This is a genomic window from Buchananella hordeovulneris (genome assembly GCF_001907235.1).
GTDB lineage: Bacteria > Actinomycetota > Actinomycetes > Actinomycetales > Actinomycetaceae > Buchananella > Buchananella hordeovulneris.
This window is the reverse complement of sequence record NZ_MQVS01000005.1, coordinates 127,783-153,706: the sequence shown is the minus strand read 5'-3', so window position 1 is coordinate 153,706 and position 25,924 is coordinate 127,783. Positions and strand designations below refer to the sequence as shown.

The window sequence follows — 25,924 nt, the reverse complement described above, 5'->3', positions numbered from 1 at the left end:
TCTTTCAGTTCCGGCGTGGGCGGCTTACTGGCCCAGGATTTGGCGGGCGGTACGCAGGCGGGCACCAACGGTGTCGTCGATGACGTCCTGCCCCACCTGAATGTGCAGGCCGCCGACGATCTCGGGACGGACCGTGACGTTGAGCAGCACCTCGGTGCCGTAGATGCGTTTGAGGGCTGCGGCCAGCCGCGCCTCCTGCGCGGGGCTGAGCGGCACTACGGAGCTCACTAGCGCCACCAGCTCGTCCCGGCGAGCCGCCGATTCGTCGATGAGCTCGCGCAGCACTGCCCGCAGCGGCCGCCGCCCGTTGATAGTCAGGGCGCGGGTGACCAGGGTGCGGGTGTGCTCGGTCAGTTGTGCCCCGCAGAGGTGTTCGAACAGCCCCACTCGCTGGGCGGTGGTGTAGTCCCGGGTGTTTACCAGGGCTTGGCGTAGCTCCGCTGAGCCGTCGAGCACGTCGAGCAGCGCCAACAGTTCCCGCTCCACGTCATCCAGTTGGTCGGTCAGCTGGGCGTCGAACAGGACCGTCGTGCGCCCCAGGGTCTCGCAAGCCGCCGCCAGGTCTGCCGGTTCGGCCCACCGGTGGCGCACCAGCCCGGTCAGCAGGTCCAACACCTCGGGCGACAGTTCCGCGGCGGCCACGCGGGCGGCCAGCAGATCGCGCAACAGCTCCGCCCGGTCGGTGGCAGACCGCCCGGTGTCGGTCAGGGCGCTAGCCAGTCGCGGGTGCCCCGTCAGGAGGTCAGCGACGGTGAACAGTTCACGGGCAGGCGGCAGGCCCCGCCGCGGCCCGGAGGCCAGCAGCGAGGTCCACTGCCCAGTGGTGGCGGCCAGGGCCGCGGCGGAGGTGGGTCGCATCAGGCCTCGCTTCGCGCCGGGCGCTTGATGGGTGCCCGCTCAAGCTCTTCGATGGCCTGGTCGATCACGGCAGCGGCGCGGTCCGGGTCGGACAGTTCCGCACCGACGATGCGGCGCGCCAGCTCGGTGGCCAGGCGGCCGACGTCCCCCCGCAGTTCCCGCTCGGCTGCGGCCTTCGAGGCGGCCAGCTGGGCGTCAAACTGTTCCCGCACGCGCTCGCCTTCGGCGACAGCGGCCACTCGGGCGGCGGCGACGATGTCCTTGGCTTCGGCGCGCGCCTGCTCCCGCAGCTGGTTGGCTTCGGTGCGCGCCTGCTCCCGCTCGGCGGCCGCGTGGGCCCGGGCGGTCGCTAGCTCGTCCTCTGCCCGCTCGGACGCACGCAAGCCTGCCTCGATCTGGGCCGACCGCTCGTCGAGCAGACTAGTCAGCTTCGGCAGGGCGTACTTCCACAGGGCCCCAACGATGATGGCCAGCGCCAGCCCAGCCCAAAAGACCTCGGACAGGGGCGGAAGGAGAACCTGCACGCCGCCCGCCCCTCCAGCGAGCGGCTGCATCACGCGGTGGCCGGGAAGACGAGACCGGCGGCGAAGCCGATGAGGCCCAGGGCCTCAACGAAGGCAGCACCGATGATCATGTTGACCCGCAGCGTGCCAGCGACCTCGGGCTGCCGGGCGGTAGCTTCCTGGGTCTTGGCCACCAGCCACCCGATACCGAGAGCCGGGCCAACCGTCGCCAGACCGTAACCGATGGTGGCGATGTTACCGATGAGGTTCATTTGGTTTCCTTTTATTCCGGTGCGCTCGATCAGTGGTGTTCGACCGAGAGGTTGATGTACACAGAGGTCAAAAGCGTGAAGATGTAGGCCTGCAGCGCCGCCACGAAGGTTTCGAACAGCAGGAAGATGATCCCGACCCCGAAGGTCAGGGTACCGGCGGCCTTCACTGCCCCCGCGGCCTCGAAGAAGAGGTAGTGGGTCCCGGTGAAGGCCAGCACCAGGATCAGGTGCCCCACCATCATGTTGGCCAACAGACGCATCGTGAGGGTCACCGGCCGGATGACGAAGGTCGACAACAGCTCGATGGGAGTCAAGATGAAGTAGATCGGCCACGGGATGCCGGGAACGAAAAGCTGTTCCCGGAAGAAGGCCAGCCCCCCGCGTTCCCGCATGCCCGCGATGATGAAGGTGAAATATGCGAAGAGCGCGAAGACGAGGGGCACGGCCACCACTGAGGAGGCCGCGATGTTGAGCCCCGGGATGATGCCGGTGATGTTCATTGCGAAGACACCGACGAAGATGATGGTCAGCACCGGGGTGTACTTGCGGGCCCGTGGTCCGAGAATTTCCTCGGCGATGCCCTTGCGGACGAACTCCAGCAGGAGCTCCACCAGGGACTGCCCGCGTCCGGGCACCATTTTCGCCCGGCGGGCCGCCACCACGAATATCGCGGCCACAGCCAGCGCAGCGATCATCCGCACCAGCACCAGCCGATTGAACTCGAAGATGGTGCCGGCGAAGGCGATGGGCTCGGGGAAGAACTCGTGCTCGAAATCGATGCCCGGGAAGCCGCCGTCGTCAGACGAGTTGGACAGAGCAACGAGGACACGCTGCGTAGCTGCGGTGAACAGTTGGTCCCCCATTCGTCGTTGTGGATCGGCCTCAGTGACAATAGCTGATTATTGCCTGGACTTACTCCTGTTTATTCGCCGCCGCGCGGGCCAGAAGTCCCTGCTTGGGGGTCCAGAAGTGGGCGAATGCGCGCCAAAGCGTGCACCTCAAGCGCAGTAGTGCCGAGAATACCCGCAACTAAGGTGAGGAACAACACAGCGGGCGCGGCAGTGTCGGTTAGGCGCCCCACCAAGAGCGCCGCCAACATCAGCAGGGCCTTACCGAGGAAGGAGCCCAAGATGGCGGCCATTGCCAGGGCGGGGCGCCTGGCCACCAGCCGCAGCGCGCCCGCCTCTAGTGCGGCCATGGCCAGCACGATCACCCCGCCGATCGCACCTGCCGCGAGGCCCGGGCGCTCAGCCGCTAGCCAGCCCGTCAGGCACGCGGCCCCGGCGATGCCGCCGGCCAGCCCAAACAGGCGGCGCCCCACCTGCGTGAAGGCGTCGAACAGGTCAAGGCTGCGGGGCATGGCTGCTTCCCTTCTGTTCCTCGGCCGGGGCAGGCGGGTCGGCCACGTCCTCGTTGTGGGAGATGTCCGGCATGACGGTCCAGGTGGTCAGGATGCCGACCGCGACGAGGCCGGCGACGGTGGGCAGGATGAAGCGGAGGGGAATGACGAGCACCGCTGACAACCCCAGGGAGACGATCGCCGTCCACAGGTACATCACGAGCACGGCGCGGGGAACGGAATGCCCGGCCTGCAGCAGCCGGTGGTGCAGATGCATGCGGTCAGCTTTGAACGGCGAATGCCCTGACCGGGTGCGCCGCACCACGGCCATAATCATGTCCGTCAGCGGCAGGATGACGATGGCAAACGGCAAGATGACGGGCAGCCACACGGGGGCGACCCGTTCGGTCGCCACCGAGTTGGGGTCGATCTGCCCGGTGACGATGATGATGGTGCAGCCCGTGAGGAAGCCGAGCAGCAGCGCCCCGGAATCTCCCATGAAGATGCGGGCCGGATGGAAGTTGTGCGGCAAGAACCCCAGGCACACCCCGATGATCGCCGCCGAGATCGCGGTCGCCAAAGAGGCGTAACTGGGGGCACCGGTCAACCGGGTCAGGACGTAGCTGTAGATGAAGAAGCCGGAGACCCCGATGCCCATCATGCCCGCGGCCAATCCGTCTAGTCCGTCGACGAAGTTGACGGCGTTCATGAGCAGCACGATGACCATCACGGACACCGTCATCGACAGCTGGGACGAGCCGATCGTGAGGTCGGCGAGCGGGAAGGAGTAGAGCGTCACCCCGAGGTAGGCAGTGACCAGGGCGATGAGGATCTGCCCCCCAATCTTCAGCTCCCAGCTCAGGTCCCACAGATCGTCTGCTGCCCCCAACAGGCAGGTGAGAATGGCCCCCACCAACACCGCCGTTAACTCCGGACTTTGCAGCTGTCCCTTCAGGAAGGGCGTCAGCCGCGCCAAGAAGAGGGCGACGAAGACCCCCAACAGCATCGCCAATCCTCCCAGGCGGGGGGTGGGCACGGAGTGGACGTCGCGCTCCCGGACGGGGCTGAGCGCCCCGATGCGGAAAGACAGCTGGCGCACGACGGGGGTGGCCAGGAAAGTGACAGCGGCCGCCACCAGCAGGATCAGGAGGTAGACCTTCACTGCCTTTCCTCCTGCCCGGTGGCCAGCAGCGCTGCAGGTGCCACGGCACCGCTGCGCAGTATGCGTGGCTCAGGTCCGGTGACGTCCACGATGGTGGAGGCGGCGGAGGTGGCGCGGGGGCCGTCGTCCAACACCACCGCCAGCGCCGCTCCGAGCTGGGCAACTACCTCGGCGGCGGTCGTCGCGGGGGGTTGGCCGTGCAGGTTGGCGGAGGTGACCGCCAACGGCCCGGTCCGGGCCAGCAGGGCGCGCGCCACAGCGTCGTCCGGCACGCGCAGCGCCACCGTGCCCCCGGTCTGCCCCAGGTCCCAGCCGAGGTGGGCGTGAGCGGTAACGACCAGCGTCAATGCCCCGGGCCAGTAGGCGGCCGCCAGTCGGCGAGCTGCGGGGGTCAGAGCGCTGGCGAGCTCAGGTAGGAGCGCAGCATCGGCCAGCAACACCGGCGGCGGCAGGCTGCGGCCGCGGCCCTTGGCCGCGAGCAACCGGTCGATGGCGGCGCTGTTGGCCGGGTCCACGCCGATGCCGTAGACGGTGTCGGTCGGCAGAGCCACTATCTGCCCGGCCCGCACGGCCTGCGCTGCGCGGGGCAGGGCGGTGGGGTGGTGGGCGTCAATCAGCGGCATCGCCGGGCTCCTCCCCTGGCCAGGTGGCGACTAGGTAGCGGTCGCGGTCGGTGTCATCGCGCGCCGTGCGGGCAGCGCGGAAACCGGCCTGTGTGGCCATTGTACGAGTGGCCAGCCCTTGGCAGTCGGCGTGCTCTATCAACACGCTGCCGCCGGGCCGCAGCAGTTCGGCGGCCCGGGCCAACACGGCGCCTACGTGCCCGAGCCCGTCAGGTCCGTCGCCGTACAGGGCCAACGCGGGGTCGTGGTCGCGCACCTCCGGGTCGCGGGGCACCGCGGTGGGCGGGATGTAGGGCGGGTTGGAGACGACGACGTCGCAACGCCCCGCCAGCGCAGCCAGGGCGGGCAGGGGGCGCCGGATGTCTCCGGGCACTAGGTGAATGCTGGCACCTACCCGCTCGGCGTTGGCGGCAGCCAGCCGCAGCGGCTCGGCACCCAATTCCACGGCCCACACCTGCGCGCCGGGCACCTCGGTGGCCAGGGCCAAGGCGATGGCCCCGGAACCGGTGCACAGGTCGACCACGCGTGGCTGCGGCCCGGCGGCCTGGGCGGCGGCGATCGCGGCCCCGGCCACCGCCTCGGTCTCCGGCCGCACGATGAAGACGCCCGGGGCGCTGGCCAGTACGAGGTGGCGGAAGGCCATCTCGCCGGTTAGGTGTTGCAGGGGCTGGCGAGCGGCGCGGCGCTCTACCAGCTCCCAGTAGCGGCCCGCCTGGGCGGCGGTGAGCGCCGCGGGTGCCCACACCAGGTTGTCCACCTGCAGGACGTGGGTGAGCAGCCAGCGCGCATCAGCAGCCGGGCTCGCCAGCCCGGCCGCGCGGAGGCGGTCGGTGGCTTGCTGCAGCAGCGCCCGGGTGGCGCTCATGCCTCGGCAGTACCGGAGGCCTCGGCCAACCGCTCGGCCTTCTCCATCTCGATTGCCGAGTCGATCACGGGGCCCAGTTCGCCGCCGAGTACCGCGTCCAGGTTGTAGGCCTTGTAGCCGGTGCGGTGATCAGCGATGCGGTTTTCGGGAAAGTTGTAGGTGCGGATCCGCTCGGAGCGGTCCACGGTTCGCACTTGGGACCGGCGGGCCGCCGATGCCTCGGCCTCCATCTCAGCCTTTTTGGCGTCGCGCAGCCGCGCCTTGAGCACCCGCATGGCGGCCTCTTTGTTCTGCAGCTGGCTCTTCTCGTTCTGCATGGACACAACAATGCCGGTGGGCAGGTGGGTGATCCGCACCGCCGAGTCGGTGGTGTTGACGGACTGGCCGCCGGGGCCGGAGGAGCGGTAGACGTCGATACGCAGGTCGTTGGCGTCGATCTCCACCTCGACATCGGTGTCTTCCGCCTCGGGCATGACCACCACCCCGGCCGCCGACGTGTGGATGCGGCCCTGCGACTCGGTCACCGGCACCCGCTGAACACGGTGCACGCCGCCCTCGAACTTCAGGTGCGCCCACACCCCGTCCTCGGGAGCGACATTGCCGCGCGCCCGGATCGACAGGGAGATGTCCTTGTAGCCCCCCAGGTCCGATTCAGTCGACCCAAGCACCGAGACCACCCAGCCCTTGGTTTCGGCGTACCGGGTGTACATGCGGGTCAGGTCAGCCGCAAACAGCGCCGACTCTGCCCCGCCCTCCCCGGCCTTGACCTCCAGGATGACATCGCGGGCGTCGTCGGGGTCCCGCGGGGCCAGCACCTCGTGCAGGCGGGCCTGTGCGGCGGCAGCCGCCTCGGCCAGCGCAGGCACCTCGGCCGCAAAGTCGGCGTCCTCGGTCGCCAGCTCCTGGGCAGCAGTCAGTTCCTCGGTGGCCGCCACCCAGGCACGGTGGGCCGCCACCACGCGCCCCAACTCCGCGTAGCGGCGACCGAGCGTCCGGGCCCGGGCCTGATCCTCGTGGACCCGCGGATCGGCTAGCGCCGCCTCGATCTCGGCGTACTCCGCTAGCTGTGCCTTGGCCACGTCACTCATTACTCCCCCTGTCCTGGTGCCGTCAATACAGTCAGGCGCCGGAGTTGGTATAACCAAACTCCGGCGCCTTGACGGTGCTACTTGCCGCGCTTGCCGTAGCGAGCTTCGAAGCGAGCCACGCGACCACCGGTGTCGAGAATCTTCTGCTTGCCGGTGTAGAACGGGTGGCACGCCGAGCACACGTCTGCGCGGATCTGGCCCGAGGTCGAGGTCGAGCGCGTCTCGAACGTGTTACCGCACGTGCAGGTCACCGTGGTGGTGACGTACTCGGGGTGAATTCCCTGCTTCATGGAGTCTCCTTGGGTCGGATGGTCCGGGTCCTTAAGCTGGACTACTCAGGTGAACCGGAGCCGAGGGGACAGTATTCCAGGTTTGAGGTCGGCAGGCCAGTAGCCTTTCGGTGAGCCCGCCCACGCCCAGGTTTCCGGCGCATCACCGCACGGGCACCCGCGCAAGGTCCGCCAGCGCCACCACATCGCCGTGCAGCGCGCTGGCCTCCGCCACGTGCCCCGTGGTGTCCGGGTAGCGGGCCGAGAAGTGGGTGAGGGCCAGGCGTCGCGCCCCGGCACTGACCGCGACCTCGGCGGCCTGGGCGGCCGTGGAGTGGGCGTGTTCAGCGGCTAGGTGCGCGCACTCCCGCGTGTAGGTCGCCTCCATCACCAGCAGGTCGGCGTCAGCCGCTAGGGCAGCGGCCGCCGCGCAGGGCCGGGTGTCCATGACGAAAGCGAACGTTGTCGCCCGCCGCGGAACGGAGACGTCGGCCAACCGATGGGTGAGTCCGGCGACGGTGAGCTGCCCGTCGCGCACCAACTGCCCGACCTGCGGCCCGGCCAGCCCCCGCCGCTCCAGTTCGGCCTGGTCCAGGCGGCGGCCGGGCAGATCGGCCACGCGATAGCCGATGGTGGGCACCCGGTGGTCAAGGCTGGCGGTCGACAGGACAAAGTCGGCGGTGCGCAAGATTTCGCGCGGCGCCTCGCTGCCCGGCACCGGGAGGAACCGCAGCCGGGCCTGGTTGTAGTAGCTGCTGGCGTGCCGCAGGTGGTCCACGTACTCCTGGCCCTGCGCGGGATAGCAAATGGTCACTTCGTGCGGCACCTGATCCAGCGAAAGGCGCTGCAGCACCCCGGGCAGGCCGAGGCAGTGGTCCCCGTGCAGGTGGGTCAGGCAGATGACGTCAATGGCGCGCACGCTGATACCCGCCTGCGTCAGCTGCCGTTGCGTTCCCTCCCCCGGATCGAAAAGCAGGCCGCTGGCCCCCCACCGCAGGAAGTAGCCGTTGTGGTTTCGGGTTTTGGTGGGCACGAGGCTCGCGGTGCCCAGAGCAGTCAACTCACGCGCAGACATCAGGTTTCTTCTTCTTGGTTGTGTCGCCTACCGGCCAACAGGGGCAGTCCGGCGCGGTAGCGTGGAGAACACAGCCTACGCCCCATCGCGCGGGCAAGCAGAGCGGGAAGGAACAGTAGTGCGCATCGGAATACCCACTGAGGTGAAGAATAACGAGCACCGGGTTGCCGCGACCCCCACCCTGGTGGCCGAGCTGGTGGGACGGGGGCATACCGTGCAGGTGCAGGCGGGGGCCGGTGTGGAAGCAGGCATTAGTGATGCTGAGTTCGCGGCCGCCGGGGCCCAGTTGGTGGCTGAGGCCGCTGAGGTCTGGGGGCAGGCCGAGCTGGTTTTGAAGGTGAAGGAACCGATAGCCAGCGAGTACGGTTTCCTGCGCCAGGATCTGACCTTGTTCACCTACCTGCATTTGGCGGCCGACGAGCCACTCACCGACGCCCTGTTGGCCAGCGGCTGCCGGGCCATCGCCTACGAGACGGTGCAGGCAGCCGACGGTTCGCTGCCGCTGCTCCGCCCGATGTCGGAGATCGCTGGCCGCCTGGCTACCATTGTCGGTACCTACCACTGTCTGCAACCGCTAGGAGGCGGCGGACAGCTGCTGCCCGGGGTGGCGGGTACGCCCCGCGGCAAGGTGGTGGTGCTCGGGGCCGGGGTAGCGGGGCAAAACGCGGTCGCCCTGGCGGTGGGACTGCGGGCCGAGGTGACGGTGTTGGACATCGATGTCGCCAAGCTTCGACAACTGGAGGCCCAGTACCCGGGGCAGGTAACGACTCTGGTTTCCTCCGCCCCCACCATCGCCCAGGCGGTGGCCGACGCCGACATCATCATCGGCACCGTCCTGGTGCCCGGGGCCCGCGCCCCGCAGCTAGTAACGGACGAGATGGTGGCGGGACTGCGCCCCGGCACGGTGCTGGTGGACGTGGCCATCGATCAGGGGGGTTGCTTCGCCCATTCCCACCCCACCACGCACTCGGAACCCACCTACCGGGTGCACGACGCGCTGTACTACTGCGTCGCCAACATGCCGGGCGCGGTCCCCCGCACTTCAACGACTGCCCTGACCAACGCCACCCTGCCCTACGCCTTACAGCTGGCTGACCAAGGGGTGGCCGAAGCGGTGCGGGCCTGCCCGGCCCTGGCCGAGGGTGTCAATACCTGGGACGGGCTGCTGGTGTCTGCCCCCGTGGCGGCCGCTTTTGGCCGCCCCGTCTCGGAGTTGCCGCGCTAACCGCGCGGCACGTAGGCCACCACTTCGCCGTCTTCCTCCACGAGGAAGACGACGTTTTGGCGCGTGCGCTGCGGCTGCTGGTAGGCGTCGTGGGCCCCCGGGATCTCGTGATACTTGCCCGACTTTAGGTCGATGTGGCCGTGCACGTACTTCTCGCTTTGGTAATGCTCTTTATCTTTGGGCACCGCCGCGTGCAGCTCCACCACGTGCTCCTCGATGTTGAGCCATCCGCGGTAGGAAAAAATGCATTTATCCTGGTCCTTGATGCTATTGCCCGTGTCTGGCAACGTGACTTGGTAGGGGCCGATCTCAATCTTCGTGCAAGCATCGTCGAGAAACTTCACCACCAGGGCGTTGTTTTCACCCCCCAACCAGGCCTCGAAGTCGCGCTTGGTCATCTGCCGCAACGCCACCCCGGTGGCCGGGTAGCGGTTATTGATGTCCTCGGTGCTGAACTTCGACTGTTCCCACCAGACGCCGCCCGGGGTGAGGTAGCCCATGATCTTCGTAACCGCCTTGTCCCCCTCCTGCACATATCCCTCGTAGAGCCAGCCGTCCGCCAGCGGACTGACGAAGGCGTTGGTGCTGGGGTTTTCGGGGATAGCCGTGCTGCGGGTTACCCGTCCGCTGGTGGCGTCCAGGATCGTCACGCGGGCGGTATCGCGTTCCTTGAAGGCCAGGTAGGTGGTGCCGTCGACCTTAATGTCTCCGAAGTAGTACAACGGCACACCGACATCCAGATGGGCCTTTTCCTGCAGGTTCTCGTCCCAGACCCGGCAGTCGGTGTCCGCAATTCGGCGGCACGTGACCACGAGCGAGTCGTCAGAGACGCTATGAATGGCGTAGTCGGGCCCCCAGGGTGCCTCGACCGCTTCCCCGGTCTCCACATTGATGACGAAAGGCCGCTTCTCGCGTGGGTCGGGCACCACTAACTTCGACCCTACCCACGCCGCGCTTTGAAAGCGGTCGGAGATCTCACCGCTACTGCCGTGCCATTTCCCGTCAAATCGCAGATTGGCGGTCTCCGCGGAATAGTCGTAGACGGCATACCGGTACTCTGCAGTATCGAATTTCAAGACCACCAAGGCATTTCCGCGCCAAAATGCGGCTACTTTGCCTCCCTTACCCCAGTTGAGCCGCCAGGCCTCGCGCGCCCCATTGGCCCAGCCACCGGCGGGGGCCGCGGGCGGCAACGACACGAAGGGGGAAGGTTGAGCGCTAGCGGTCGGGGAGGAGCTGGTCTCCACCGCGGACGACGCGGCGGGAGCGGGTTGGCCCTTGCCTGATAGCTTGACGGCGGCAGCCACCCCGCCCACCACTAGTAGTAGCGCCACCACCCCGGCGGCGACCCAAGCTCCCACCCTGTTGCCACTGGGGGGCGGGGAGAGCGGGCCGACCCCCGGCGGCAGGGAGCCCGTCGGGGCCCCCGCGGGATAGCCGGGAACGGCGGTAGAGGGCAGCGCGGGGTGCGACCCCGAGTTGGGCACGCCTGTCTGGGCATCGCCCCTGCCATGTGCGGGCCAGGCTCCGGCGCCAGCAGGCCTGGCGGGCTGGGAACGGTCACCGTCGGCGGGTGGAGGCAGAGGGAATGGACCAGACATCGCAACAACTCCTTCACCTGGCTCGTGACCGCGCGCTCGCCTGGGCCTCCCGGCGGTCGAGAAAAGCGTGTTTGTCCTACCCTACGCCCCGCTTCACCCAACCGCGGAACGACCAGTTGGGCAGTGCACTGTTTGTTATCATCGCCCGCCAGCGCGTCGCCCACGCTGCCAGGCGGCTGGCTAAGAATCGGCGAACCAGTCAGCTAGCCCGTCGTCGGCGCCCACCCAGGCCAGGGCGTCGGCCATTTCCTCCTCGTTGAGCAGGATCTCGGCGAAGGCGGCCACGATCCGCTCTTTTTGTTCCTGCCCGCCGATGCCGGTGACGATCAGGTGACATTGGGGGGTGCCATCCCACTGTCCGGCGGTGCCCACGCTCGCCGTTCCCCCGTTTACCTCCCAGGTACACAGGGTGCGCGGGCGCGAAGGCAGCCAAAAGCAGCCGCGGGCGCACGTGCCGGTGCCCGCCAGCTCGGCGGCCAGCTGCCCAAAGCGGGTGGGGTGGAAGGGGCGGGCGGAGTGCAGGTCGAGGGTCCACACGCCGTGCTCGGTGGGGCCACCCCAGGCGGCGGTGGAGGCCGGGTGGACGCGCGCCAGGGCGCGTTCGACATCGTGGCGGGAACCGAAGAGCAGTTCGGGGGCGAGGTTGTCCGGGTCGGGCAGGAGCAGCGTGTCGTGGGGCCGCAGGTGTTCCAGAGCCTCGGCACCGAGCGGGTCGTGGCCGACGGCCACGATGAGGTCGGCGTAGCCGAGGCTGACCATGTGCACCTCGCCGGTGCAGCGTTCGTCCTCCGGGAAGAGGGCAGCGTCGGCGGTGTGGAGCGGGATGTGGGTGAAGAGGTCGGCGGCCAGGGTGTCCAGGTGCACGGCGTGCAGGTGCGCGGTCAGCTCAATTCCCTCCAGCTCGCCCGCCTCACACAGTTCGGCCAGTTGCGGCAGGACATAGAGGGGCTCGACGCCGCACGGCAGGGCTAGCAGCAGTGTGTCGGTGCCGCGGGCGACTAGGTCGGCCAGGGTCGGGACTATGCCCTCCCGCAGGGAGCACGTGATACAGGAATGTTCGAGCTCCACGCGTTGTTGCCATTGTTCCCCCGCTGCGTCGTTCAGACGCAGGGTGAGTCCCGCTGCGTCGAGGTCGCAGACCAAAACTGGGGTGTGCCAGGCGGCGGTGAGGGCGGTCAGGTCGCGCACCAGCGGTGCGACGGCGGAAAGGGTGGCGAGCAGCACGGGGTTCCTTCAAGCCAACTTGCATGAGAATGATTATCATTACTATAACAGCGGGGGTGGCAACCGCCTCCCCCACCAACGACTAGGACCAATCACATGAGCAACTACTGCCAGGTCACGGGCGCACGCCCAGCGTTCGGTAAGCGGGTATCGCACTCGCACCGCCGCACCACCCGGCGCTTCGACATCAACGTGCAGACCAAGCGCTACTACGTCCCCTCCCTGGGGCGCACCATCAAGCTGCGCCTGAGCCCGCGCGGCATCAAGACCATCGACAAGCGCGGCATTGAGGCGGTAGTAGCGGACATGCAGCGACGAGGAGAGAAGTTCTAATGGCGAAAAAAGGCACCGACATCCGCCCCAAGATCACCCTGCAGTCCTCTGCGGGAACCGGCTACCGGTACATCACTACCAAGAACCGGCGCAACACCCCGGACCGCATGCGCATCCGCAAGTACGACCCAATCGTGCGCCGCCACGTCGAATTCGTGGAGACCCGCTGATGGCCAAGAAGTCGAAGATCGCCCGTAACCAGCAGCGCGAGGCCGTGGTGCGCAAATACGCCGAGCGGCGCCGCGCCTACAAGGCCGCCGCCACCAATCCGCACCTGAGCGCCACCGAACGCGACGCGGCCATGGCTGCCCTGCACGCCCTGCCGCGCGACGCCTCCCCCACCCGCCTGCGGGGCCGCGGTGCCAGCGACGGCCGCCCCCGCGGTTATCTGCGCAAGTTCGGCCTGTCGCGGGTGCAGTTCCGGCAGATGGCACTGCGCGGCGAGCTACCCGGCGTGAAGAAGTCGTCCTGGTAGCCCACCTGCCCCATCCCTAGAGAAGGAGTTCCATATGAAACCGGGCATTCACCCCGACTACCACCCCGTCGTCTTCCGCGACAAGTCCGCCAACTTCGCCTTCCTCACCCAATCAACCGCCACCTCGGCGCGCACCATCGACTGGGAGGATGGGCAGACCTACCCCGTCATCGACGTTGATATCTCGGCGGCCTCGCACCCGTTTTGGACGGGTAAGTCCCGTCTGATCGACACCGCCGGGCGGGTGGAGAAGTTCCGGGCCCGCTACGCCAAGCGGGAGGCGGTCAAGTGAAGGTACGCGCCTCCATCCGCTCCTTTGCCAAGCAGCCCGGCTCCAAGGTCGTGCGCCGCCGCGGCAAGCTCTACGTCATCAACAAGCAAAACCCGCGTTTCAAGGCCCGCCAGGGCTGACAGCAACCGCTGGGGGCTCGCTCTGCCGGGCCCCCAGCGCCGTGCTGACCCGGCGGGCTGCCTATACTCCCGCCCATGGAGATCAAGGTTGAGGCGCAAGCTGAGCGCCTGGTGCAACCCGAGTGGGCGACACTGGAGTTAGACATTTCCTGCGAAGGCACAGACCGCCAGGCAGTGATGGAAACGGTGCGCTCGCTCAGCGTCGAACTGGCCGATACCGTGCCGAACCTAGTGCCGCACGCCGTCAGCAAGTGGAGCCTGTCCCCCGTGCGGGTGCACTCCTGGACCACTGGTCGTCGCGGCGGCATTCTGCGCTGCGCCGCCAGCGCCCGGGCGCGCCTAACCTTCCTGGACCTGACCGCCCTGGGTGACTTCTGCCAGCACTGGGGCCAGTACGAACACGTTGAGCTGCTGCCCGTGGAGTGGGAACTCAGCCCGCCCACCCAGGCGACCGTCGAGGAGGAGCTGCTGGTCGAGGCAGTGGAAAAGACCCGCCGCCGGGCCGCCGTGCTGGCGCGCGCGGCCGGGGCGGAGCTGACGGACTGCACGCACCTGTCCGACAACTGGGACAGTCTGCCCGTGCACCGCGCCTCCGGCCCCCTCGCGGCGTCGCTGCACAGCCGCAAATCAGCAGACTCCGCGCCCGTGCTGCCCGATGACCTGCGGCTCACCGTCACCGTCCACGCCCAGTACGCCGCCGACTAACGGCGCGGCGCACCACAGCCCGGAGGCCCCACCCTAGTTGGCTGTCTACGCGCCGTAGGCGCCATATATGCCACTTATGGTCTCCCCAGCGTCAACTAGGGTGGCGCACCTGCGAAGAGACAGCAAAAGGGGCGGGCCCCGCAAACGCGCGACCCGCCCCCGGGACGACTGTTAGTCGTCGCTGGGCGTCGTCTTGGCGACAGTCAGCAAGAACTCGGCGTTCGACTGGGTCTCGCGCAGCTTGCCCAACACGATGTCGATAGCCTGGCTCGGCTCCAGGCCGGCCAGCACCCGCCGCAGCTTCCACAAGACCTTGAGCTCTTCGGGCTTGAGCAGGATCTCCTCGCGGCGCGTGCCCGACGCGTTGACATCGACCGCCGGGAAGATGCGCCGGTCCGCCAGCTGCCGCGACAGCCGCAGCTCCATGTTGCCGGTGCCCTTGAACTCCTCGAAGATGACCTCGTCCATCTTCGAGCCGGTCTCCACCAGGGCCGTGGCGAGGATCGTCAGGCTGCCGCCGTTCTCCACGTTCCGGGCCGCCCCGAAGAATCGCTTGGGCGGGTAGAGGGCCGAGGCGTCCACCCCACCGGACAGGATGCGGCCCGAGGCGGGGGCGGCCAGGTTGTAGGCGCGGCCGAGGCGGGTGATGGAGTCAAGCAACACCACCACGTCCTGCCCCAGCTCCACCAAGCGCTTGGCCCGCTCGATAGCCAGCTCCGCGACGATGGTGTGGTCGGAAGCGGGACGGTCGAAGGTCGAGGCGATGACCTCCCCCTTGACGGTGCGCTCCATGTCGGTGACCTCTTCGGGCCGCTCGTCCACCAGCACCACCATCAGGTGCACCTCGGGGTTGTTGACGGCGATCGCGTTGGCGATCTGCTGCAACACGATGGTCTTACCCGCCTTGGGCGGGGAGACGATCAGCCCGCGCTGCCCCTTCCCGATGGGGGCCACGATGTCGATCACGCGCGGGGTCAGGGCCTTCGGGGTGGTCTCCAAGCGGAGCTGCTCGTTGGGGTAGAGCGGCACCAGCTTGGCGAACTCGGGCCGCGCCTTGGCCTCCTCCACCGTCATGGAGTTCACCCGGTCCAGCCGCACCAGCGGGTTGGCCTTGTTCACGCCCCGCCCCGAGGTGGGCTGGGACTCGCCATCGCGCGGGGCGCGGATGGCGCCCTGCACAGCATCACCCGGCCGTAGACCATTGCGCCGCACCTGGTTCATGGTCACGTACACGTCCTTCGGCCCCGGCAGGTAACCGGAGGTGCGCACGAAGGCGTGGTTGTCCTGCACGTCCAGGATGCCCGCGATCGGGATGAGGACGTCGTCTTCCGAAATCTCGATATCGACCTCGACGTCGCCGCCGCGGCCGCGCCGCTTGTTGCGGTCCCGCCGGTTGCGGCGACTGCGCCCGCCGCGCTCGTCGTCGCGCTCCCGGTCGCGATCGCGGTCCCGTTCCCGCCGCTGCTGACGCCGCTCCCCCGCCGCCTCGGAGACCTGCTCCAGGGCGCGTTGGGCGTCTTGGTCCAGGCGCCGCTCCGGGCGGGCGGCCGCCTCCTCGCGGGTGCGGGCCAGCTCGGACTTCACGTCCAGCAGCGGGGCTTCGCCCGGTTCGGCGGCCGGGGCGCTCACACCCCGGCGGGTGCGGCGCCGCACGTCGTGCTCGGCGCGTTGCAACCGGCCGGCACGCTCCCCGCGGCTGGTAGCCTCCACCCGCACGCCCTCGCCCCGGGTGGGTTCGACGGGGAGCTCTGCGGCAGTTTCCTGCGACGGAACGACGGCGGCTACCTCACTGGCCGCCCGCCGCCGGGGCGCCACCCGCCGCTCCGCAGCGGCATCCTCGCCGCGCTCGGCCTGCGGGGTGGGGGCGACAGGCTCTGCGGCCTTTTGCCGCTGCGCCACGCGGATCGCGGAAATGGCGGCGATGAGCTCCGGCTTGCGTTTGGTGGAGACGCTGGGGACGCCGAGTTCCTTGGCGAGCTGCTTCAGCTCGGGCAGGCGCATGGCAGTCAATGCCCCTGCGTTCGTGGACTCGTCACTCAATTGGGTTCCTCCTGCGTGCCTATTGCACGGATCGAATGGAGTGAAACTGCGCTAGGCAGTTGGGATACCAGCCTCGTTCGCTGGCGGGGCGCCGGACCATCTACAGCTGGCGCTCGCCGACAGTATAGCAAACCGGCCCTCCTGCCCCGGCAGGCAGCTAGGTGAGCTCGCTCCCGCCCAGCTCGGCGGCCAGGTGCCAGTCGATGGCCGACCAAAAGTCAACCACGGTTAGCTGAGGGCCCTGCGGGCCGCTGGAGTCGTGCCCCCACAGGTACGCCTGTCCGGCTCCTGGCGCGGACAAGCGCAAGACCACGGGGTCGCCGTTGCCCCGCTCGGAAAACACGTAGCAGGCCGCGAAGTCGGGATAGTCGGCGGGCGGCAGCGTGGCGTATTCCGCCAGGTTCTCCACCTCGGGCAAAGAGCGCAAGATGGGCATGAACGCCCCAAGCCACAGCGCCCCGTGCACCTTCTCATACCAGTGGCGCACCGAGTCCGGGACGTCCTGCCAGCTGACGCCGCGCGCCGCCAGCTGCGCCTGCGCCGCAGCAGGCTCCACTGGTGCTGCCGCCACCAGGAACTCCACCCCGTTGTCCGTCTCCAACCTGCCTATCAGGCAGGGGGAACCAGACAGCTCGGCCAATGCCACATCGGTCAACGTCTGTTCCACCACCGCCCAACTTTGGGGTAGCCGCTGCCGCCACGCCTGACCGAATTCTGCCCGCCAGGCCGCTACCCGCTCTGCGGGTGAGGCGGCGAAGACAAGGCGCCGCCAGTGGGCAGGGGCGCCGACGTCCTGTCCTCCTTCTCCCAATGTGCCTCCCCCCGGCCAGTGGGCCGCAAAGTAGGCAACCGAACTGGGGTCCGGGCCATTACCGCGCGGCCCAGCCCCATCCCGCCGTCTGCCGAACCAACCCACGCACTCCTCCTAGATTTCTACGGAAAGCATGTCACCGATAGCCAATGCCCATAACATGTCCAGGTATCCCCAGAAATTCACGCCCAAGCGGTTTTCGTCGTCCCGCATCCACAAAATACCATTGTCTGGAGCGTCGCCAGCCAGATCAATCGCCAGCATGTTGCCACCGAAACGCCAGGTGGAAAAGAAAACGTAGGCATCGGCAAATTGGGGACGCAGCGGGTTATCTGCCCCCAGGTCGAAATCCCCAAGACACCGCACCCCCCACGAGGGGTTCAGGCCATAGCAACGCATCTCCAGGGCCGACAACCCGCTGTGCACTTGCCGATAGAAGCTCTGTAGTTCTTCCGGCAGTTCTCCCCACCTCGACCCCAACTCACCCAGTTCGGGGCGCAGCGGCGGGTCTATTTGCTCAGGCTGCAGCGGGTTGCCTCCAAGGTAATAGGCCGCATCTCCGTGGGGCCCGATAAGCAAGTATAGCAGGAAATAATCATTCCCTATCCGCACTAGCTCAACATCGCGAGTGAAAACAGAAAATAGTTGTGAAGTGATCGGGAGTCGGCCACCAAGGACCTCCCGCACTTTCCCCACTGCGAGGCCGACCCGCCCCTCGGGCACAAGCTCCGGCAATCGCCGCCAACAGTCCGGGACCGCCACGCTCGCCGCCACTGGACCATCCAGAAAGGTCAGCTCGCCGCGCCCAAACACATAGTTTTGCAAATATTCAATGCGCTCCCGCAGTGCCGATCCGCGCTTTTCGCTCATCGAGCTACCCGCCCCTACTTGTCTTCATCGAAGCCACTAAATCGTCGATAATGAACTGCATCCTGTCCTGCAAAACATTTTGCAGGCTCGCCATTTGATGCCGATAGAGAGCTGGCACCGTGGCTCCCGCGTGCCTGCCAGACACAACCTGGGTCCAATCTGAGTAGTGCGTCGCCTGTCGCGAAGCATTAGCCGGTTGACTCAGCGGCATCAGATTCTCTGCCTCTCGCACAACCTGGAGCCGATGCACCTCAGAGAGCTTATCAAAACCATCCATACGAATAATGTCATCAAAGGGCACAATGTGCTCAGTCTGGATTTGCTCAACACGGGAATATATTGGGTCACCACCCTTAGGCGCCTTCAAAGCCGGGTCCCTCTGTTTAGGCATGCCCGCGTATTTCTCAGTAAATTCGCGCCTAAATTCGCGGGTTGCCCCCCGTGGAACCGCCCGATCCCGCAGAAATGCCCGCGCTGCATCATCCAGTCCATGGGTCTCCCTGAAACGAACCGGAGTAGTGGATTTTCCAAATCTTGTCTCCAGGTTCCTCCGCAGAATTGCCATGTGAACGTCAAAGGTCTGTTTGAACTGATTTAGTGGCGTCTTAGAGACCGCTTTGGCCACCAACGTCCGCACCGCACTGTTGGCACGCCCGTAAGCCTGAGCCAGCTTCTGAAAGGCCGCCGTACCTTTCACTCCGGCGGCTACCGCGGAGGCCGCCCGCGAGACGCTTGCCGCCCCCTTTCCTAACAACGGCACCGCCCGACACAACGCCCCGAAAGCGCCCCTGAACCAGCCGAGCCCGATGCACGATAACACCGCCATCCCGATAGACAGCAGCGCTTCCTTCCAAGAGATCTGCCCGGTAGCTGCCAGCAAAATATTACCCAATGCCGCTAGGATCCCCGCGACGGCAGAAATGGTCATCAGCACAGCTGCCATTGCTTGGCCGATCACCGGGATCCAACACACCAGCAACGCCAAGATGCCGGTCACCATGGATACAAATTCGCATATCTTCGCCAGTATCTTCGTTAGCTTGGCGCCCCAGTTTTCCCACCAGCCGTCGTTCAGACCGTCGCTCTCGGTTGCCATATTGATGCCGTCTATCGCAGTGCGGGCAGCGGCGTCGCGGTCCGCTACCGCCTGCTGCACCACTGTCTGCTGGGCGGCAATTGTGCTCCGGGCGTCGGCGGCAGCGCTTCGCTCCTCGGCAGCGCGGCGGGAGTACTTTTCTTGCAAGCTGTCGTCGGTGCCTGCAGATTCAGCGCTGGTGTCGTAACGCTTGGCCGCGGCCTCTGCCGCGTCCCTGTCCGTCACCGCGCTGCGAGCTTTGGCCAGGGCTTCCGCGGTCTCTACCTGGACCCGATCGAGGACTACCGCGTAGTCCTCCAGTGCCTGGCCAGCCTGCCGGTACCGATTCTCAGCCTTCCCTACCCCCTCTACAACAGTATCGCGGGACTCCATGAGTGCCTGCACCGACTGCGATTGCACCGTCCCTGCCGACAGCTTCCGCATGTTATCGGCAATTCGTTTTATCGAATCCGCTACCGCCTTATACTTGCGGCCTCCCTCTCGCACAACCGCCGGATCGCCCGGCGTTGGGTCGCTAGACAAGGACAACGCAGACCAGTCAGTTGGGCGGGTCAACGGAGCTCCTTTCATCGGACTTCCCCATCGACGCTAGCAGGCATATCACCGGCAGTCCGGCAACCGGCCGCCCCGAAAGTGCCCCGCTAGCTAGCGCAGGCGCGCTCCACTCATGTCCAGCGACGGCGTCAGCACCTGCCAGTCGCGGGACAACTCGCTGCGCAGCTCGGCATCCAGGTGCGCCAGCACCAGGATGGAGGGCCCGGCCCCGGAGACGACCGCGGGCAGTCCGCGACGTCGTAGCGCGTCGACGGCGCCGACAGTGCCGGGCATGGAGGCACGGCGGGAGTCCTGGTGGAGCCGATCCTCCGTGGCGGTCAGTAGCTCTACCTCGCCCCCGGCCAGGGCCAGCACCAGCAGGCAGGCGCGAGCCACGTTGAAGGCCGCGTCCCCGTGCGGGACGCTGGCGGGCAGCGCCGCCCGCGCCTTCTTGGTGGCCAGGCGCACCTCCGGAACCAGGACCGTCAGCGGCAGTTCCCGCCCCAGCGGCACGCGGGCGGCCCGCCCCCGTCCGTCGCCGTCCACGTAGGCGACGGTCGCCCCGCCGTAAAGCGCAGGGGCGACATTATCCGGATGTCCCTCGAACTCGGTGGCCAGCTCCAACAACAGCTCGTCGTTGAGCACGCCCCGGCTGGCCGGGTCGAACTCGGACGGCGTAACCGGCGGGGTGGTCAGGCCCCGGGCCAGCATGAGCCCCGCCACGACCGCCGCCGCCGAGGAGCCGAGGCCCCGCCCGTGCGGAATCCGGTTGTGACAAGTCAACTCCAACCCGCATTCGGGCGCCCCGGCGGCCTCCAGGCCGACGCGCAGCGCTCGCACCACCAGGTTGCGCTCGTCAGTGGCGACCCTGCTCGCCCCTTGCCCGTGAATCGTCACCTCGGTGGCCCCAGTGGTGGCACGCGCGGTGATCTCGTCGTAGATGCCGAGGGCCAGACCGAGGCTGTCAAAGCCCGGCCCGAGATTGGCCGAGGTGGCTGGGACGACGACGGTGGCTTGCTCCCGCACGATCGACATGGCGCGCCCTACAGTCCGAGGAACTCGGCGGCCGCCGCAGCCTGCGGCGGGATGACCGTCGGCTCGATCTGCCGCTCACCGAGCGCGGTGGCGGTGTCCTTCAGACCATTGCCGGTCACCGTGCAGACGATGCGGGCCCCCGCGGGTACCTCGCCGCGCGCGTGGGCGGCCAGCAGGCCCGCGATCGACGCGGCCGACGCCGGCTCGACGAAGATGCCCACCTCGGCAGCCAGCAGGGCCTGGGCGGCCAGGATCTCCGCGTCGCTGACGGCGGTGATGGCGCCCCCGGACTGGTCGCGGGCCGCAATTGCCAGCTCCCACGAGGCCGGGTTACCGATCCGGATCGCGGTGGCGATCGTCTCGGGCTGAGCCACGGGGGCACCGCTGACAAAGGGCGCGGCCCCGGCGGCCTGCACTCCCCACATGCGGGGGGTCTTGGTGGCCTGCGGGGCGAAGTCGGCCCCCGCGTCCAGGCCCGCGTACTCGCGGTAGCCCATCCAGTAGGCCGAGATATTGCCAGCATTGCCGACCGGCAGGACGTGAATGTCGGGGGCATCGCCCAGCGCATCCACGATCTCGAAAGCTGCGGTCTTTTGTCCCTGCAGCCGGTAGGGGTTGACCGAGTTAACCAGGGCCACCGGGTAGTTGGCCGCCAGGGAACGCGCCATCGTCAGGCAGTCGTCGAAGTTGCCGTCCACGGCCACCAGCTCGGCCCCGTGCACGATGGCCTGGGCCAGCTTGCCCGCGGCAATCTTGCCGGTGGGCAGCACGACGGCGCAGCGCAGGCCCGCCGCCACCGCGTAGGCGGCAGCCGAGGCGGAGGTGTTACCCGTTGAGGCGCACACCACCATCTGCGTGTCAGTGGCCGCCACCTTGCTCATCGCCATGGTCATGCCGCGATCCTTGAAGGACCCGGTGGGGTTGGCGCCCTCCACCTTCACCCACACCTGCGCATCCACCCGCGCGGACAGGGCCGGAGCCGGTACCAGCGGGGTGCCGCCCTCCAATAGGCTCACTACGGGGTCGTCTGCCGCAATCGGCAGGCGCTCGCGGTATTCTTCGATTAGCCCGCGCCACTGGTGTGCCATTAGTCGTTTCCTTCCACCGTCAGGACGTTGATGATGCGGACCGCGAGCGAGCCCAGTTCGGTCACGGCCGCGTCGAGAGCGGCCCGGGTGGCGGCCTTGGTCATGATCGTCACCGCCGCCCGTGGCTGCCCTTCTTGGGCGGCCAAGGGTCGCTGATGCACCCGGTCGATCGAAATGTCGTGCCCGGCCAGAATGTTAGCCACCGCCGCCAACTGCCCCGGCTGGTCGCACAGTTCAATGGTCAGGCACCGCCGGGCCCGGACCCGGCTGGGCGGCAGGGCGGCAAGGTCGGCGTAGGCCAATTCGGCAGGCGCGTTACCGCCCCGCACCTTGTGGCTGGCGGCCGCCACCACGTCACCGAGCACGGCCGAGGCGGTCGGCGCCCCGCCGGCCCCCTGACCGTAAAACATGAGCCGTCCAGCCGCCTCACTCTCCACGACTACCGCATTGAACGCGCCGCTGACGCTGGCCAACGGGTGCACGAGCGGCACCAGCCGCGGCTCGACTCGCACGTCGTATCCGTCGGCGTGTCGCTCGGCCGAGGCCAGCAGCTTGATGACGTAACCGTCCGCGCGGGCCTGGGCGATGTCCGCCGCGGTGATGTGCCGGATCCCGGTGACCGGCACGTCCTTACTGGCGACCCGCGTGTGGAAGGCCAGGGAGGACAAGATCGCGGCCTTGGCCGCGGCGTCGTGGCCGTCGACGTCGGCCGTCGGATCAGCCTCGGCGTATCCCAATTGTTGGGCCGTGGCCAGGGCCTCCTGGAAGTCCAGGCCCTTGGTCGTCATCTCGTCCAGGATGTAGTTCGTGGTGCCGTTAACGATGCCGAGAATCTTGGTAATGCGGTCCCCGGCGAGAGACTCGCGAATGGCGTAGACGACGGGCACCGCCCCGGCCACGGCGGCCTCGTAGTACAGGTCGGCGCCACTGGCGGCGGCGGCCTCGTATAGCTCGGGCCCGTGCGCGGCCAGCAGGGCCTTGTTGCCGGTGACCACGGTGCTGCCTTGCGCCAAGGCCGCCAGCACCAAGCTGCGGGCAGGCTCGATCCCCCCAATCAGCTCCACCACAATGTCAACTCCCGCCATGGCGGCCCGCGCGTCGGTCGTCAACAGCGCGGGGTCGATGAAGTCGGGGCGCGGGGTGGCGAGATTACGCACCGCAACGGCCTTGACCACCAACTGGGCCCCGGCGCGGGCAGCGAGATCGTCAGCGCGCTGCCCCAGCAGCCGCAGCACCTGGGAACCAACCGTGCCCGCCCCAAGGACGGCGAGGGAAACTTCCGGCATGCAAACTCCTGAGCTTGGTGGGTCTGGGCGCAGTATATGGGCCACACCACCGGAGGCGGGCAGAGTGTCCGACCTTTAGCCGATGTCGAGGGACAGCAGGTCCGCCACCGTCTCGCGGCGCACGATTGCCTGCGCCCCGTCTTGTGTCACCGCCACCACGGGCGGTCGCGGCACGGCGTTGTAGTTGCTGGCCATCGACCGGCCGTAGGCCCCCGTGACGGGGACAGCCAACAGATCCCCGGCAGTGATGTCGGCGGGCAGGGCCACGTCGTGGACCACGATGTCGCCGGACTCGCAGTGTCGTCCCACCACCCGGGCCGTCACCAACTGAGCGGCCGACCGACGATTGGCCAGGGTGGCGGTATAGGCCGCACCGTAGAGAGCGGGGCGAATGTTGTCACTCATGCCCCCGTCGACGGAGACGTAGAGGCGCGAGCCCCCGTCGTCGAGCTGCACTGGCTTGACCGTGCCGACGGTGTAAAGCGTGAGCGTCGTGGGGGCGATAATGGCCCGCCCCATCTCCACGCTCACGTGCGGCACGTCGGTACCCAGGCGCTCACACTCGGTGCGCACCAGCTCGGCCAGCGTGCGTGCAAAGGTGGCAGCCGACGGCGCCACGGGGTCGGCGTCCGTGTAGGCCACCGCCACCCCGCCGCCGAAGTCCACCTCCGGGACCGCGATACCACGCGCTTGCAGGGCGGCCCGCAACTCCAAAATTGCCCGCCCAGCCACCTGGTAGCCGGTCAAATCGAAGATCTGCGAGCCGATGTGCGAGTGGATCCCAACCAACCGCAGTTGCGGATGCGCAGCCACCCGGGTCAGTGCCTCCAGCGCGCTGCCCGCCGCCACCGACAACCCGAACTTCTGATCCTCGTGGGCGGTGGAGATGTAGGAGTGGCCGCCCGCGTGCACCCCGGTGGTCACCCGCACCATGACGGGCGCTACCACGCCCAAGCGCGCGGCGATCTCGGCCACAAAGTCGATCTCAGGCAGGGAATCCAACACCAGGCGTCCCACCCCGGCCTGCAGCGCCCGCTCGATCTCGGCCCGCGATTTGTTGTTGCCGTGCAGAGTCAGCCGTCCCGGGTCCGCGCCCGCTGCGAGCGCGATCTCCAGCTCCCCGCCGGTAGCCGTGTCCACGCCCAGGCCGTGGTCGACGACGGTGCGCACCACGTACCGGCACAAAAACGCCTTACCGGCGTAGTAGACGTCGGCGCCGTTCATGCCGTAGTTGGGCCAAAACTCCTCGGCGAACGCGGTGGCGTACACCTCGGCGCGACCCGCCAAATCGGCCGCATCCAGCAGGTAGGCGGGGGTGGAGAACTGGGCCGCTAAGTCCGGCAGCCGCTGCCCCGCCATGGTCAGGGCGCCGTCAGCTGCCCGCCGCACGTTGGCGGGCCACAGGTCGGGCCGTTGGTCGGGCTCAGGGCAGGCCAACGGCGCCCCGCCGGTCACATGCGCTCCGGGGCGGAGACGCCGAGCAACCGCAGGCCGTTGGCGAGCACCTGGGTGACTGCGTCGTTGAGCCACAGGCGGGCCACGTGCGCAGGCGTGACTGGGTCGTCCCCGCGCGGCGTGACGCGACACTTGCCGTACCACGTGTGGTAGGCCGCGGCGGTGGACTCGAGGTAGCGGGCCACCCGGTGGGGTTCAGACAGTTCAGCGGCCTGCGCCACGATCTCGGGGAAGCGCGCCAATTCGCCCAGCAGCTCGGCGTCGGCGGGCGCAGACAGCTCGGCCGGGTCGAAGCCGTCCTCGCGCCGCACTCCGTGGGCGGCGGCATTGCGGGCGACGTTGCAGGTACGAGCGTGGGCGTACTGCACGTAGTAGACGGGGTTTTCGCTTGAGGTGGAGCGCAGCAGATCCAGGTCGATGTCGATCTGCGAGTCCATGGAGGAACGCACCAGGGCGTAGCGGGCGGCGTCGACGCCGACGGCGTCCACCAGGTCGTCCAAGGTGACAATGTTGCCGGCCCGCTTGGACATGCGTACCGCTTCCCCACCACTGACCAGGTTCACCATCTGGCCGATGAGGATTTCCATGTTTTCCCCGGGGGTGTCGCCGAAGGCGGCGCACAGGGCCATCATGCGGCCGACGTAGCCGTGGTGGTCGGCTCCCAGCAGGTAGATGGACTTGTCGGCACCGCGGTCCCGCTTGTCGAGGTAGTAGGCGACATCAGCGGCAAAGTAGGCGGGGGCCCCGTCGGACTTGATGAGCACGCGATCCTTGTCGTCCCCGAAGTCAGTGGTGCGCAGCCAGGTGGCGCCTCCCTCTTCGAAGATCACGCCGCGTCCCCGCAGCTGGTCGATGGCGCGTGCGACCGCCCCGGAGGTGTGCAGGGAGTCCTCGTGGAAGAAGACGTCGAACTCGGTGCGGAAGTCAGCCAGTCGCTGCTTGATCTCCGCGAACATGAACTCCACGCCGTTGGCCCGGAAGACCTCGACGGCCTGCTCTTCGGGCAGCTGCCGCGGGTCCGGCTCACCGCGCTCGGCTTGCTGGGCCAAAACCTGGTTGGCGATGTCTTCGATGTACTGGCCGCCGTAGCCGTCCTCCGGGGGTTCTTGCCCCAGCGCCCGGGCGTACAGCGAGCGGGCAAAACGGTCGATCTGCGCACCGTGGTCGTTGAAGTAGTACTCGCGAGTCACCTTGGCGCCGGTGGCGGCAAACAGGCGGGCCAGGGTGTCGCCAACGGCGGCCCACCGGGCCCCGCCCAGGTGCACCGGGCCGGTCGGGTTGGCGGAGACGTATTCCAGGTTGACGTGGTGGCCTGCCCCGGTGTTCGTGTGTCCGTAGGCCTCGCCCTGCGTCAAAATGGTGCGCGCCAGCTCGCCGGCGGCCCCCGACGACAGGCGAATGTTCAAGAAACCCGGACCCGCGATCTCTATGCTGTCGATCCCCTCAATCTCCCGCAGCTGCGCGGCCAGCAGCTCCGCCAACGCCCGGGGGTTGGTGCCCGCCTTCTTGCCCAGCTGGAGGGCCACGTTGGTTGCCCAGTCGCCGTGCTCACGGGATCGGGGACGCTCCACCTTGACTGGGTCCGGCACCTCGGCCGGATCGAGGGCTACTTGGCCCGCGTCGATGAGGGCTAACAGGGCGGTGCGCACGTGCGCGGCAAGCTCAGCAGGTGTCATGACCA

Annotated in this window: 29 protein-coding genes; 7 read left to right on the top strand and 22 right to left on the bottom strand. The window is 67.9% G+C overall.

Going from position 1 to position 25,924, the window contains the following annotated elements; genetic code table 11:
• Window positions 1–24: 24 nt before the first annotated feature.
• From BSZ40_RS06330 to BSZ40_RS06280, 11 genes are all read right to left on the bottom strand, one after another.
• Complete coding sequence (locus tag BSZ40_RS06330) at window positions 25–858, bottom strand: F0F1 ATP synthase subunit delta (RefSeq protein WP_073824359.1); 834 nt, start codon at window positions 856–858, stop codon at window positions 25–27.
• Window positions 858–1,382 (bottom strand): F0F1 ATP synthase subunit B, encoded by a 525-nt coding sequence (atpF, locus tag BSZ40_RS06325; protein WP_158020875.1) that lies wholly within the window; start codon window positions 1,380–1,382, stop codon window positions 858–860. Before atpF ends, BSZ40_RS06330 begins: the two co-directional genes overlap by 1 nt.
• A gap of 29 nt (window positions 1,383–1,411) precedes the next feature.
• Window positions 1,412–1,633, bottom strand: coding sequence for an ATP synthase F0 subunit C (gene atpE, locus BSZ40_RS06320; RefSeq protein WP_073824356.1), 222 nt, complete (start codon window positions 1,631–1,633; stop codon window positions 1,412–1,414).
• A 29-nt stretch (window positions 1,634–1,662) separates the two neighbouring features.
• A complete protein-coding gene (gene atpB / locus BSZ40_RS06315) occupies window positions 1,663–2,496 on the bottom strand; it encodes a F0F1 ATP synthase subunit A (protein ID WP_073824354.1) in 834 nt (277 codons plus the stop codon).
• A 59-nt stretch (window positions 2,497–2,555) separates the two neighbouring features.
• Window positions 2,556–2,993 (bottom strand): Cg1360 family ATP-synthase-associated protein, encoded by a 438-nt coding sequence (locus BSZ40_RS11580; RefSeq protein WP_073824353.1) that lies wholly within the window; start codon window positions 2,991–2,993, stop codon window positions 2,556–2,558.
• Window positions 2,977–4,134 carry an MraY family glycosyltransferase gene (locus BSZ40_RS06305; protein ID WP_073824351.1) on the bottom strand — a complete coding sequence of 386 codons (1,158 nt, stop codon included), beginning with the start codon at window positions 4,132–4,134 and terminating at the stop codon, window positions 2,977–2,979. Before BSZ40_RS06305 ends, BSZ40_RS11580 begins: the two co-directional genes overlap by 17 nt.
• Window positions 4,131–4,757 carry an L-threonylcarbamoyladenylate synthase gene (locus BSZ40_RS06300; protein ID WP_073824349.1) on the bottom strand — a complete coding sequence of 209 codons (627 nt, stop codon included), beginning with the start codon at window positions 4,755–4,757 and terminating at the stop codon, window positions 4,131–4,133. The genes BSZ40_RS06305 and BSZ40_RS06300 overlap by 4 nt, the downstream gene beginning before the upstream one ends.
• Window positions 4,744–5,622, bottom strand: a complete 879-nt coding sequence (gene prmC / locus BSZ40_RS06295) for a peptide chain release factor N(5)-glutamine methyltransferase (RefSeq protein ID WP_073824348.1) — start codon at window positions 5,620–5,622, stop codon at window positions 4,744–4,746. The genes BSZ40_RS06300 and prmC overlap by 14 nt, the downstream gene beginning before the upstream one ends.
• On the bottom strand, window positions 5,619–6,710 hold the full coding sequence (gene prfA / locus BSZ40_RS06290) for a peptide chain release factor 1 (protein ID WP_073824346.1): 1,092 nt from the start codon (window positions 6,708–6,710) through the stop codon (window positions 5,619–5,621). Before prfA ends, prmC begins: the two co-directional genes overlap by 4 nt.
• Window positions 6,711–6,787: 77 nt before the next feature.
• Entirely contained in the window at window positions 6,788–7,000 is a 213-nt protein-coding gene (gene rpmE / locus BSZ40_RS06285; protein WP_073824344.1) for a 50S ribosomal protein L31, read from the bottom strand.
• 142 nt (window positions 7,001–7,142) lie between these two features.
• On the bottom strand, window positions 7,143–8,054 hold the full coding sequence (locus BSZ40_RS06280) for a ribonuclease Z (protein ID WP_073824343.1): 912 nt from the start codon (window positions 8,052–8,054) through the stop codon (window positions 7,143–7,145).
• Between the two features lie 118 nt (window positions 8,055–8,172).
• Here BSZ40_RS06280 and ald point away from each other — a divergent pair, with 118 nt between their 5' ends.
• Window positions 8,173–9,279, top strand: coding sequence for an alanine dehydrogenase (gene ald / locus BSZ40_RS06275; protein WP_073824342.1), 1,107 nt, complete (start codon window positions 8,173–8,175; stop codon window positions 9,277–9,279).
• On the opposite strand, the gene BSZ40_RS06270 is transcribed toward ald, so the two are convergent.
• Both BSZ40_RS06270 and BSZ40_RS06265 read right to left on the bottom strand, forming a co-directional pair.
• Window positions 9,276–10,640 carry a flagellar basal body-associated FliL family protein gene (locus BSZ40_RS06270; protein ID WP_143180900.1) on the bottom strand — a complete coding sequence of 455 codons (1,365 nt, stop codon included), beginning with the start codon at window positions 10,638–10,640 and terminating at the stop codon, window positions 9,276–9,278. The two genes, ald and BSZ40_RS06270, sit on opposite strands and share 4 nt — an antisense overlap.
• 420 nt (window positions 10,641–11,060) lie before the next feature.
• Window positions 11,061–12,104 (bottom strand): GTP-binding protein, encoded by a 1,044-nt coding sequence (locus BSZ40_RS06265; RefSeq protein WP_073824338.1) that lies wholly within the window; start codon window positions 12,102–12,104, stop codon window positions 11,061–11,063.
• A 96-nt stretch (window positions 12,105–12,200) separates the two neighbouring features.
• On the opposite strand from BSZ40_RS06265, the gene rpmB reads away from it, so the two are divergent.
• The 6 genes from rpmB (at window position 12,201) to BSZ40_RS06235 (ending at window position 14,028) form a co-directional block, all read left to right on the top strand.
• Window positions 12,201–12,437, top strand: a complete 237-nt coding sequence (gene rpmB / locus BSZ40_RS06260) for a 50S ribosomal protein L28 (RefSeq protein ID WP_073824337.1) — start codon at window positions 12,201–12,203, stop codon at window positions 12,435–12,437.
• Window positions 12,437–12,607, top strand: coding sequence for a 50S ribosomal protein L33 (rpmG, locus tag BSZ40_RS06255; RefSeq protein ID WP_073824335.1), 171 nt, complete (start codon window positions 12,437–12,439; stop codon window positions 12,605–12,607). Before rpmB ends, rpmG begins: the two co-directional genes overlap by 1 nt.
• Complete coding sequence (rpsN, locus tag BSZ40_RS06250) at window positions 12,607–12,912, top strand: 30S ribosomal protein S14 (protein WP_073824334.1); 306 nt, start codon at window positions 12,607–12,609, stop codon at window positions 12,910–12,912. Before rpmG ends, rpsN begins: the two co-directional genes overlap by 1 nt.
• A gap of 34 nt (window positions 12,913–12,946) precedes the next feature.
• The gene (locus BSZ40_RS06245; protein WP_073824332.1) at window positions 12,947–13,204 is read left to right on the top strand and encodes a type B 50S ribosomal protein L31; all 258 of its coding nucleotides are present in this window, start codon (window positions 12,947–12,949) and stop codon (window positions 13,202–13,204) included.
• Window positions 13,201–13,323: a type B 50S ribosomal protein L36 gene (gene ykgO, locus BSZ40_RS06240; RefSeq protein WP_073824331.1), complete on the top strand. Its 123-nt coding sequence runs from the start codon at window positions 13,201–13,203 to the stop codon at window positions 13,321–13,323. The genes BSZ40_RS06245 and ykgO overlap by 4 nt, the downstream gene beginning before the upstream one ends.
• Window positions 13,324–13,398: 75 nt before the next feature.
• The gene (locus BSZ40_RS06235) at window positions 13,399–14,028 is read left to right on the top strand and encodes an SIMPL domain-containing protein (RefSeq protein WP_073824329.1); all 630 of its coding nucleotides are present in this window, start codon (window positions 13,399–13,401) and stop codon (window positions 14,026–14,028) included.
• A 171-nt stretch (window positions 14,029–14,199) separates the two neighbouring features.
• Here the strand turns inward: BSZ40_RS06235 and rho are convergent, their stop codons facing one another.
• The 9 genes from rho to argS form a co-directional block, all read right to left on the bottom strand.
• Complete coding sequence (rho, locus tag BSZ40_RS06230; RefSeq protein WP_073824328.1) at window positions 14,200–16,068, bottom strand: transcription termination factor Rho; 1,869 nt, start codon at window positions 16,066–16,068, stop codon at window positions 14,200–14,202.
• A gap of 157 nt (window positions 16,069–16,225) precedes the next feature.
• A complete protein-coding gene (locus tag BSZ40_RS06225) occupies window positions 16,226–16,879 on the bottom strand; it encodes an SMI1/KNR4 family protein (protein WP_073824326.1) in 654 nt (217 codons plus the stop codon).
• Window positions 16,880–16,993: 114 nt separating this feature from the next.
• Complete coding sequence (locus BSZ40_RS06220) at window positions 16,994–17,749, bottom strand: SMI1/KNR4 family protein (protein ID WP_073824325.1); 756 nt, start codon at window positions 17,747–17,749, stop codon at window positions 16,994–16,996.
• Window positions 17,750–17,753: 4 nt separating this feature from the next.
• A complete protein-coding gene (locus BSZ40_RS06215) occupies window positions 17,754–19,400 on the bottom strand; it encodes a hypothetical protein (protein ID WP_124851465.1) in 1,647 nt (548 codons plus the stop codon).
• A gap of 90 nt (window positions 19,401–19,490) precedes the next feature.
• The gene (gene thrB / locus BSZ40_RS06210) at window positions 19,491–20,414 is read right to left on the bottom strand and encodes a homoserine kinase (protein WP_073824322.1); all 924 of its coding nucleotides are present in this window, start codon (window positions 20,412–20,414) and stop codon (window positions 19,491–19,493) included.
• Between the two features lie 8 nt (window positions 20,415–20,422).
• Window positions 20,423–21,502 carry a threonine synthase gene (thrC, locus tag BSZ40_RS06205; protein WP_073824320.1) on the bottom strand — a complete coding sequence of 360 codons (1,080 nt, stop codon included), beginning with the start codon at window positions 21,500–21,502 and terminating at the stop codon, window positions 20,423–20,425.
• Window positions 21,502–22,788: a homoserine dehydrogenase gene (locus tag BSZ40_RS06200; RefSeq protein ID WP_073824319.1), complete on the bottom strand. Its 1,287-nt coding sequence runs from the start codon at window positions 22,786–22,788 to the stop codon at window positions 21,502–21,504. Before BSZ40_RS06200 ends, thrC begins: the two co-directional genes overlap by 1 nt.
• Window positions 22,789–22,863: 75 nt before the next feature.
• Window positions 22,864–24,243: a diaminopimelate decarboxylase gene (gene lysA / locus BSZ40_RS06195; RefSeq protein WP_073824317.1), complete on the bottom strand. Its 1,380-nt coding sequence runs from the start codon at window positions 24,241–24,243 to the stop codon at window positions 22,864–22,866.
• The gene (gene argS, locus BSZ40_RS06190) at window positions 24,240–25,919 is read right to left on the bottom strand and encodes an arginine--tRNA ligase (RefSeq protein ID WP_073824316.1); all 1,680 of its coding nucleotides are present in this window, start codon (window positions 25,917–25,919) and stop codon (window positions 24,240–24,242) included. The genes lysA and argS overlap by 4 nt, the downstream gene beginning before the upstream one ends.
• Between the last annotated feature and the right edge of the window lie 5 nt (window positions 25,920–25,924).

Excerpts from the sequence above, each read along its gene's own strand:
- rpmE (WP_073824344.1), bottom strand. The coding sequence starts at position 7,000 with ATGAAGCAGGGAATTCACCCCGAGTACGTCACCACCACGGTGACCTGC.
- BSZ40_RS06235 (WP_073824329.1), top strand. The coding sequence starts at position 13,399 with ATGGAGATCAAGGTTGAGGCGCAAGCTGAGCGCCTGGTGCAACCCGAG.
- atpB (WP_073824354.1), bottom strand. The coding sequence starts at position 2,496 with ATGGGGGACCAACTGTTCACCGCAGCTACGCAGCGTGTCCTCGTTGCT.
- prmC (WP_073824348.1), bottom strand. The coding sequence starts at position 5,622 with ATGAGCGCCACCCGGGCGCTGCTGCAGCAAGCCACCGACCGCCTCCGC.
- rpmB (WP_073824337.1), top strand. The coding sequence starts at position 12,201 with ATGAGCAACTACTGCCAGGTCACGGGCGCACGCCCAGCGTTCGGTAAG.
- BSZ40_RS06200 (WP_073824319.1), bottom strand. The coding sequence starts at position 22,788 with ATGCCGGAAGTTTCCCTCGCCGTCCTTGGGGCGGGCACGGTTGGTTCC.
- BSZ40_RS06245 (WP_073824332.1), top strand. The coding sequence starts at position 12,947 with ATGAAACCGGGCATTCACCCCGACTACCACCCCGTCGTCTTCCGCGAC.
- prfA (WP_073824346.1), bottom strand. The coding sequence starts at position 6,710 with ATGAGTGACGTGGCCAAGGCACAGCTAGCGGAGTACGCCGAGATCGAG.
- rpsN (WP_073824334.1), top strand. The coding sequence starts at position 12,607 with ATGGCCAAGAAGTCGAAGATCGCCCGTAACCAGCAGCGCGAGGCCGTG.
- BSZ40_RS11580 (WP_073824353.1), bottom strand. The coding sequence starts at position 2,993 with ATGCCCCGCAGCCTTGACCTGTTCGACGCCTTCACGCAGGTGGGGCGC.
- BSZ40_RS06330 (WP_073824359.1), bottom strand. The coding sequence starts at position 858 with ATGCGACCCACCTCCGCCGCGGCCCTGGCCGCCACCACTGGGCAGTGG.
- BSZ40_RS06220 (WP_073824325.1), bottom strand. The coding sequence starts at position 17,749 with ATGAGCGAAAAGCGCGGATCGGCACTGCGGGAGCGCATTGAATATTTG.
- BSZ40_RS06300 (WP_073824349.1), bottom strand. The coding sequence starts at position 4,757 with ATGCCGCTGATTGACGCCCACCACCCCACCGCCCTGCCCCGCGCAGCG.
- atpE (WP_073824356.1), bottom strand. The coding sequence starts at position 1,633 with ATGAACCTCATCGGTAACATCGCCACCATCGGTTACGGTCTGGCGACG.
- BSZ40_RS06280 (WP_073824343.1), bottom strand. The coding sequence starts at position 8,054 with ATGTCTGCGCGTGAGTTGACTGCTCTGGGCACCGCGAGCCTCGTGCCC.
- thrB (WP_073824322.1), bottom strand. The coding sequence starts at position 20,414 with ATGTCGATCGTGCGGGAGCAAGCCACCGTCGTCGTCCCAGCCACCTCG.
- argS (WP_073824316.1), bottom strand. The coding sequence starts at position 25,919 with ATGACACCTGCTGAGCTTGCCGCGCACGTGCGCACCGCCCTGTTAGCC.
- rpmG (WP_073824335.1), top strand. The coding sequence starts at position 12,437 with ATGGCGAAAAAAGGCACCGACATCCGCCCCAAGATCACCCTGCAGTCC.
- thrC (WP_073824320.1), bottom strand. The coding sequence starts at position 21,502 with ATGGCACACCAGTGGCGCGGGCTAATCGAAGAATACCGCGAGCGCCTG.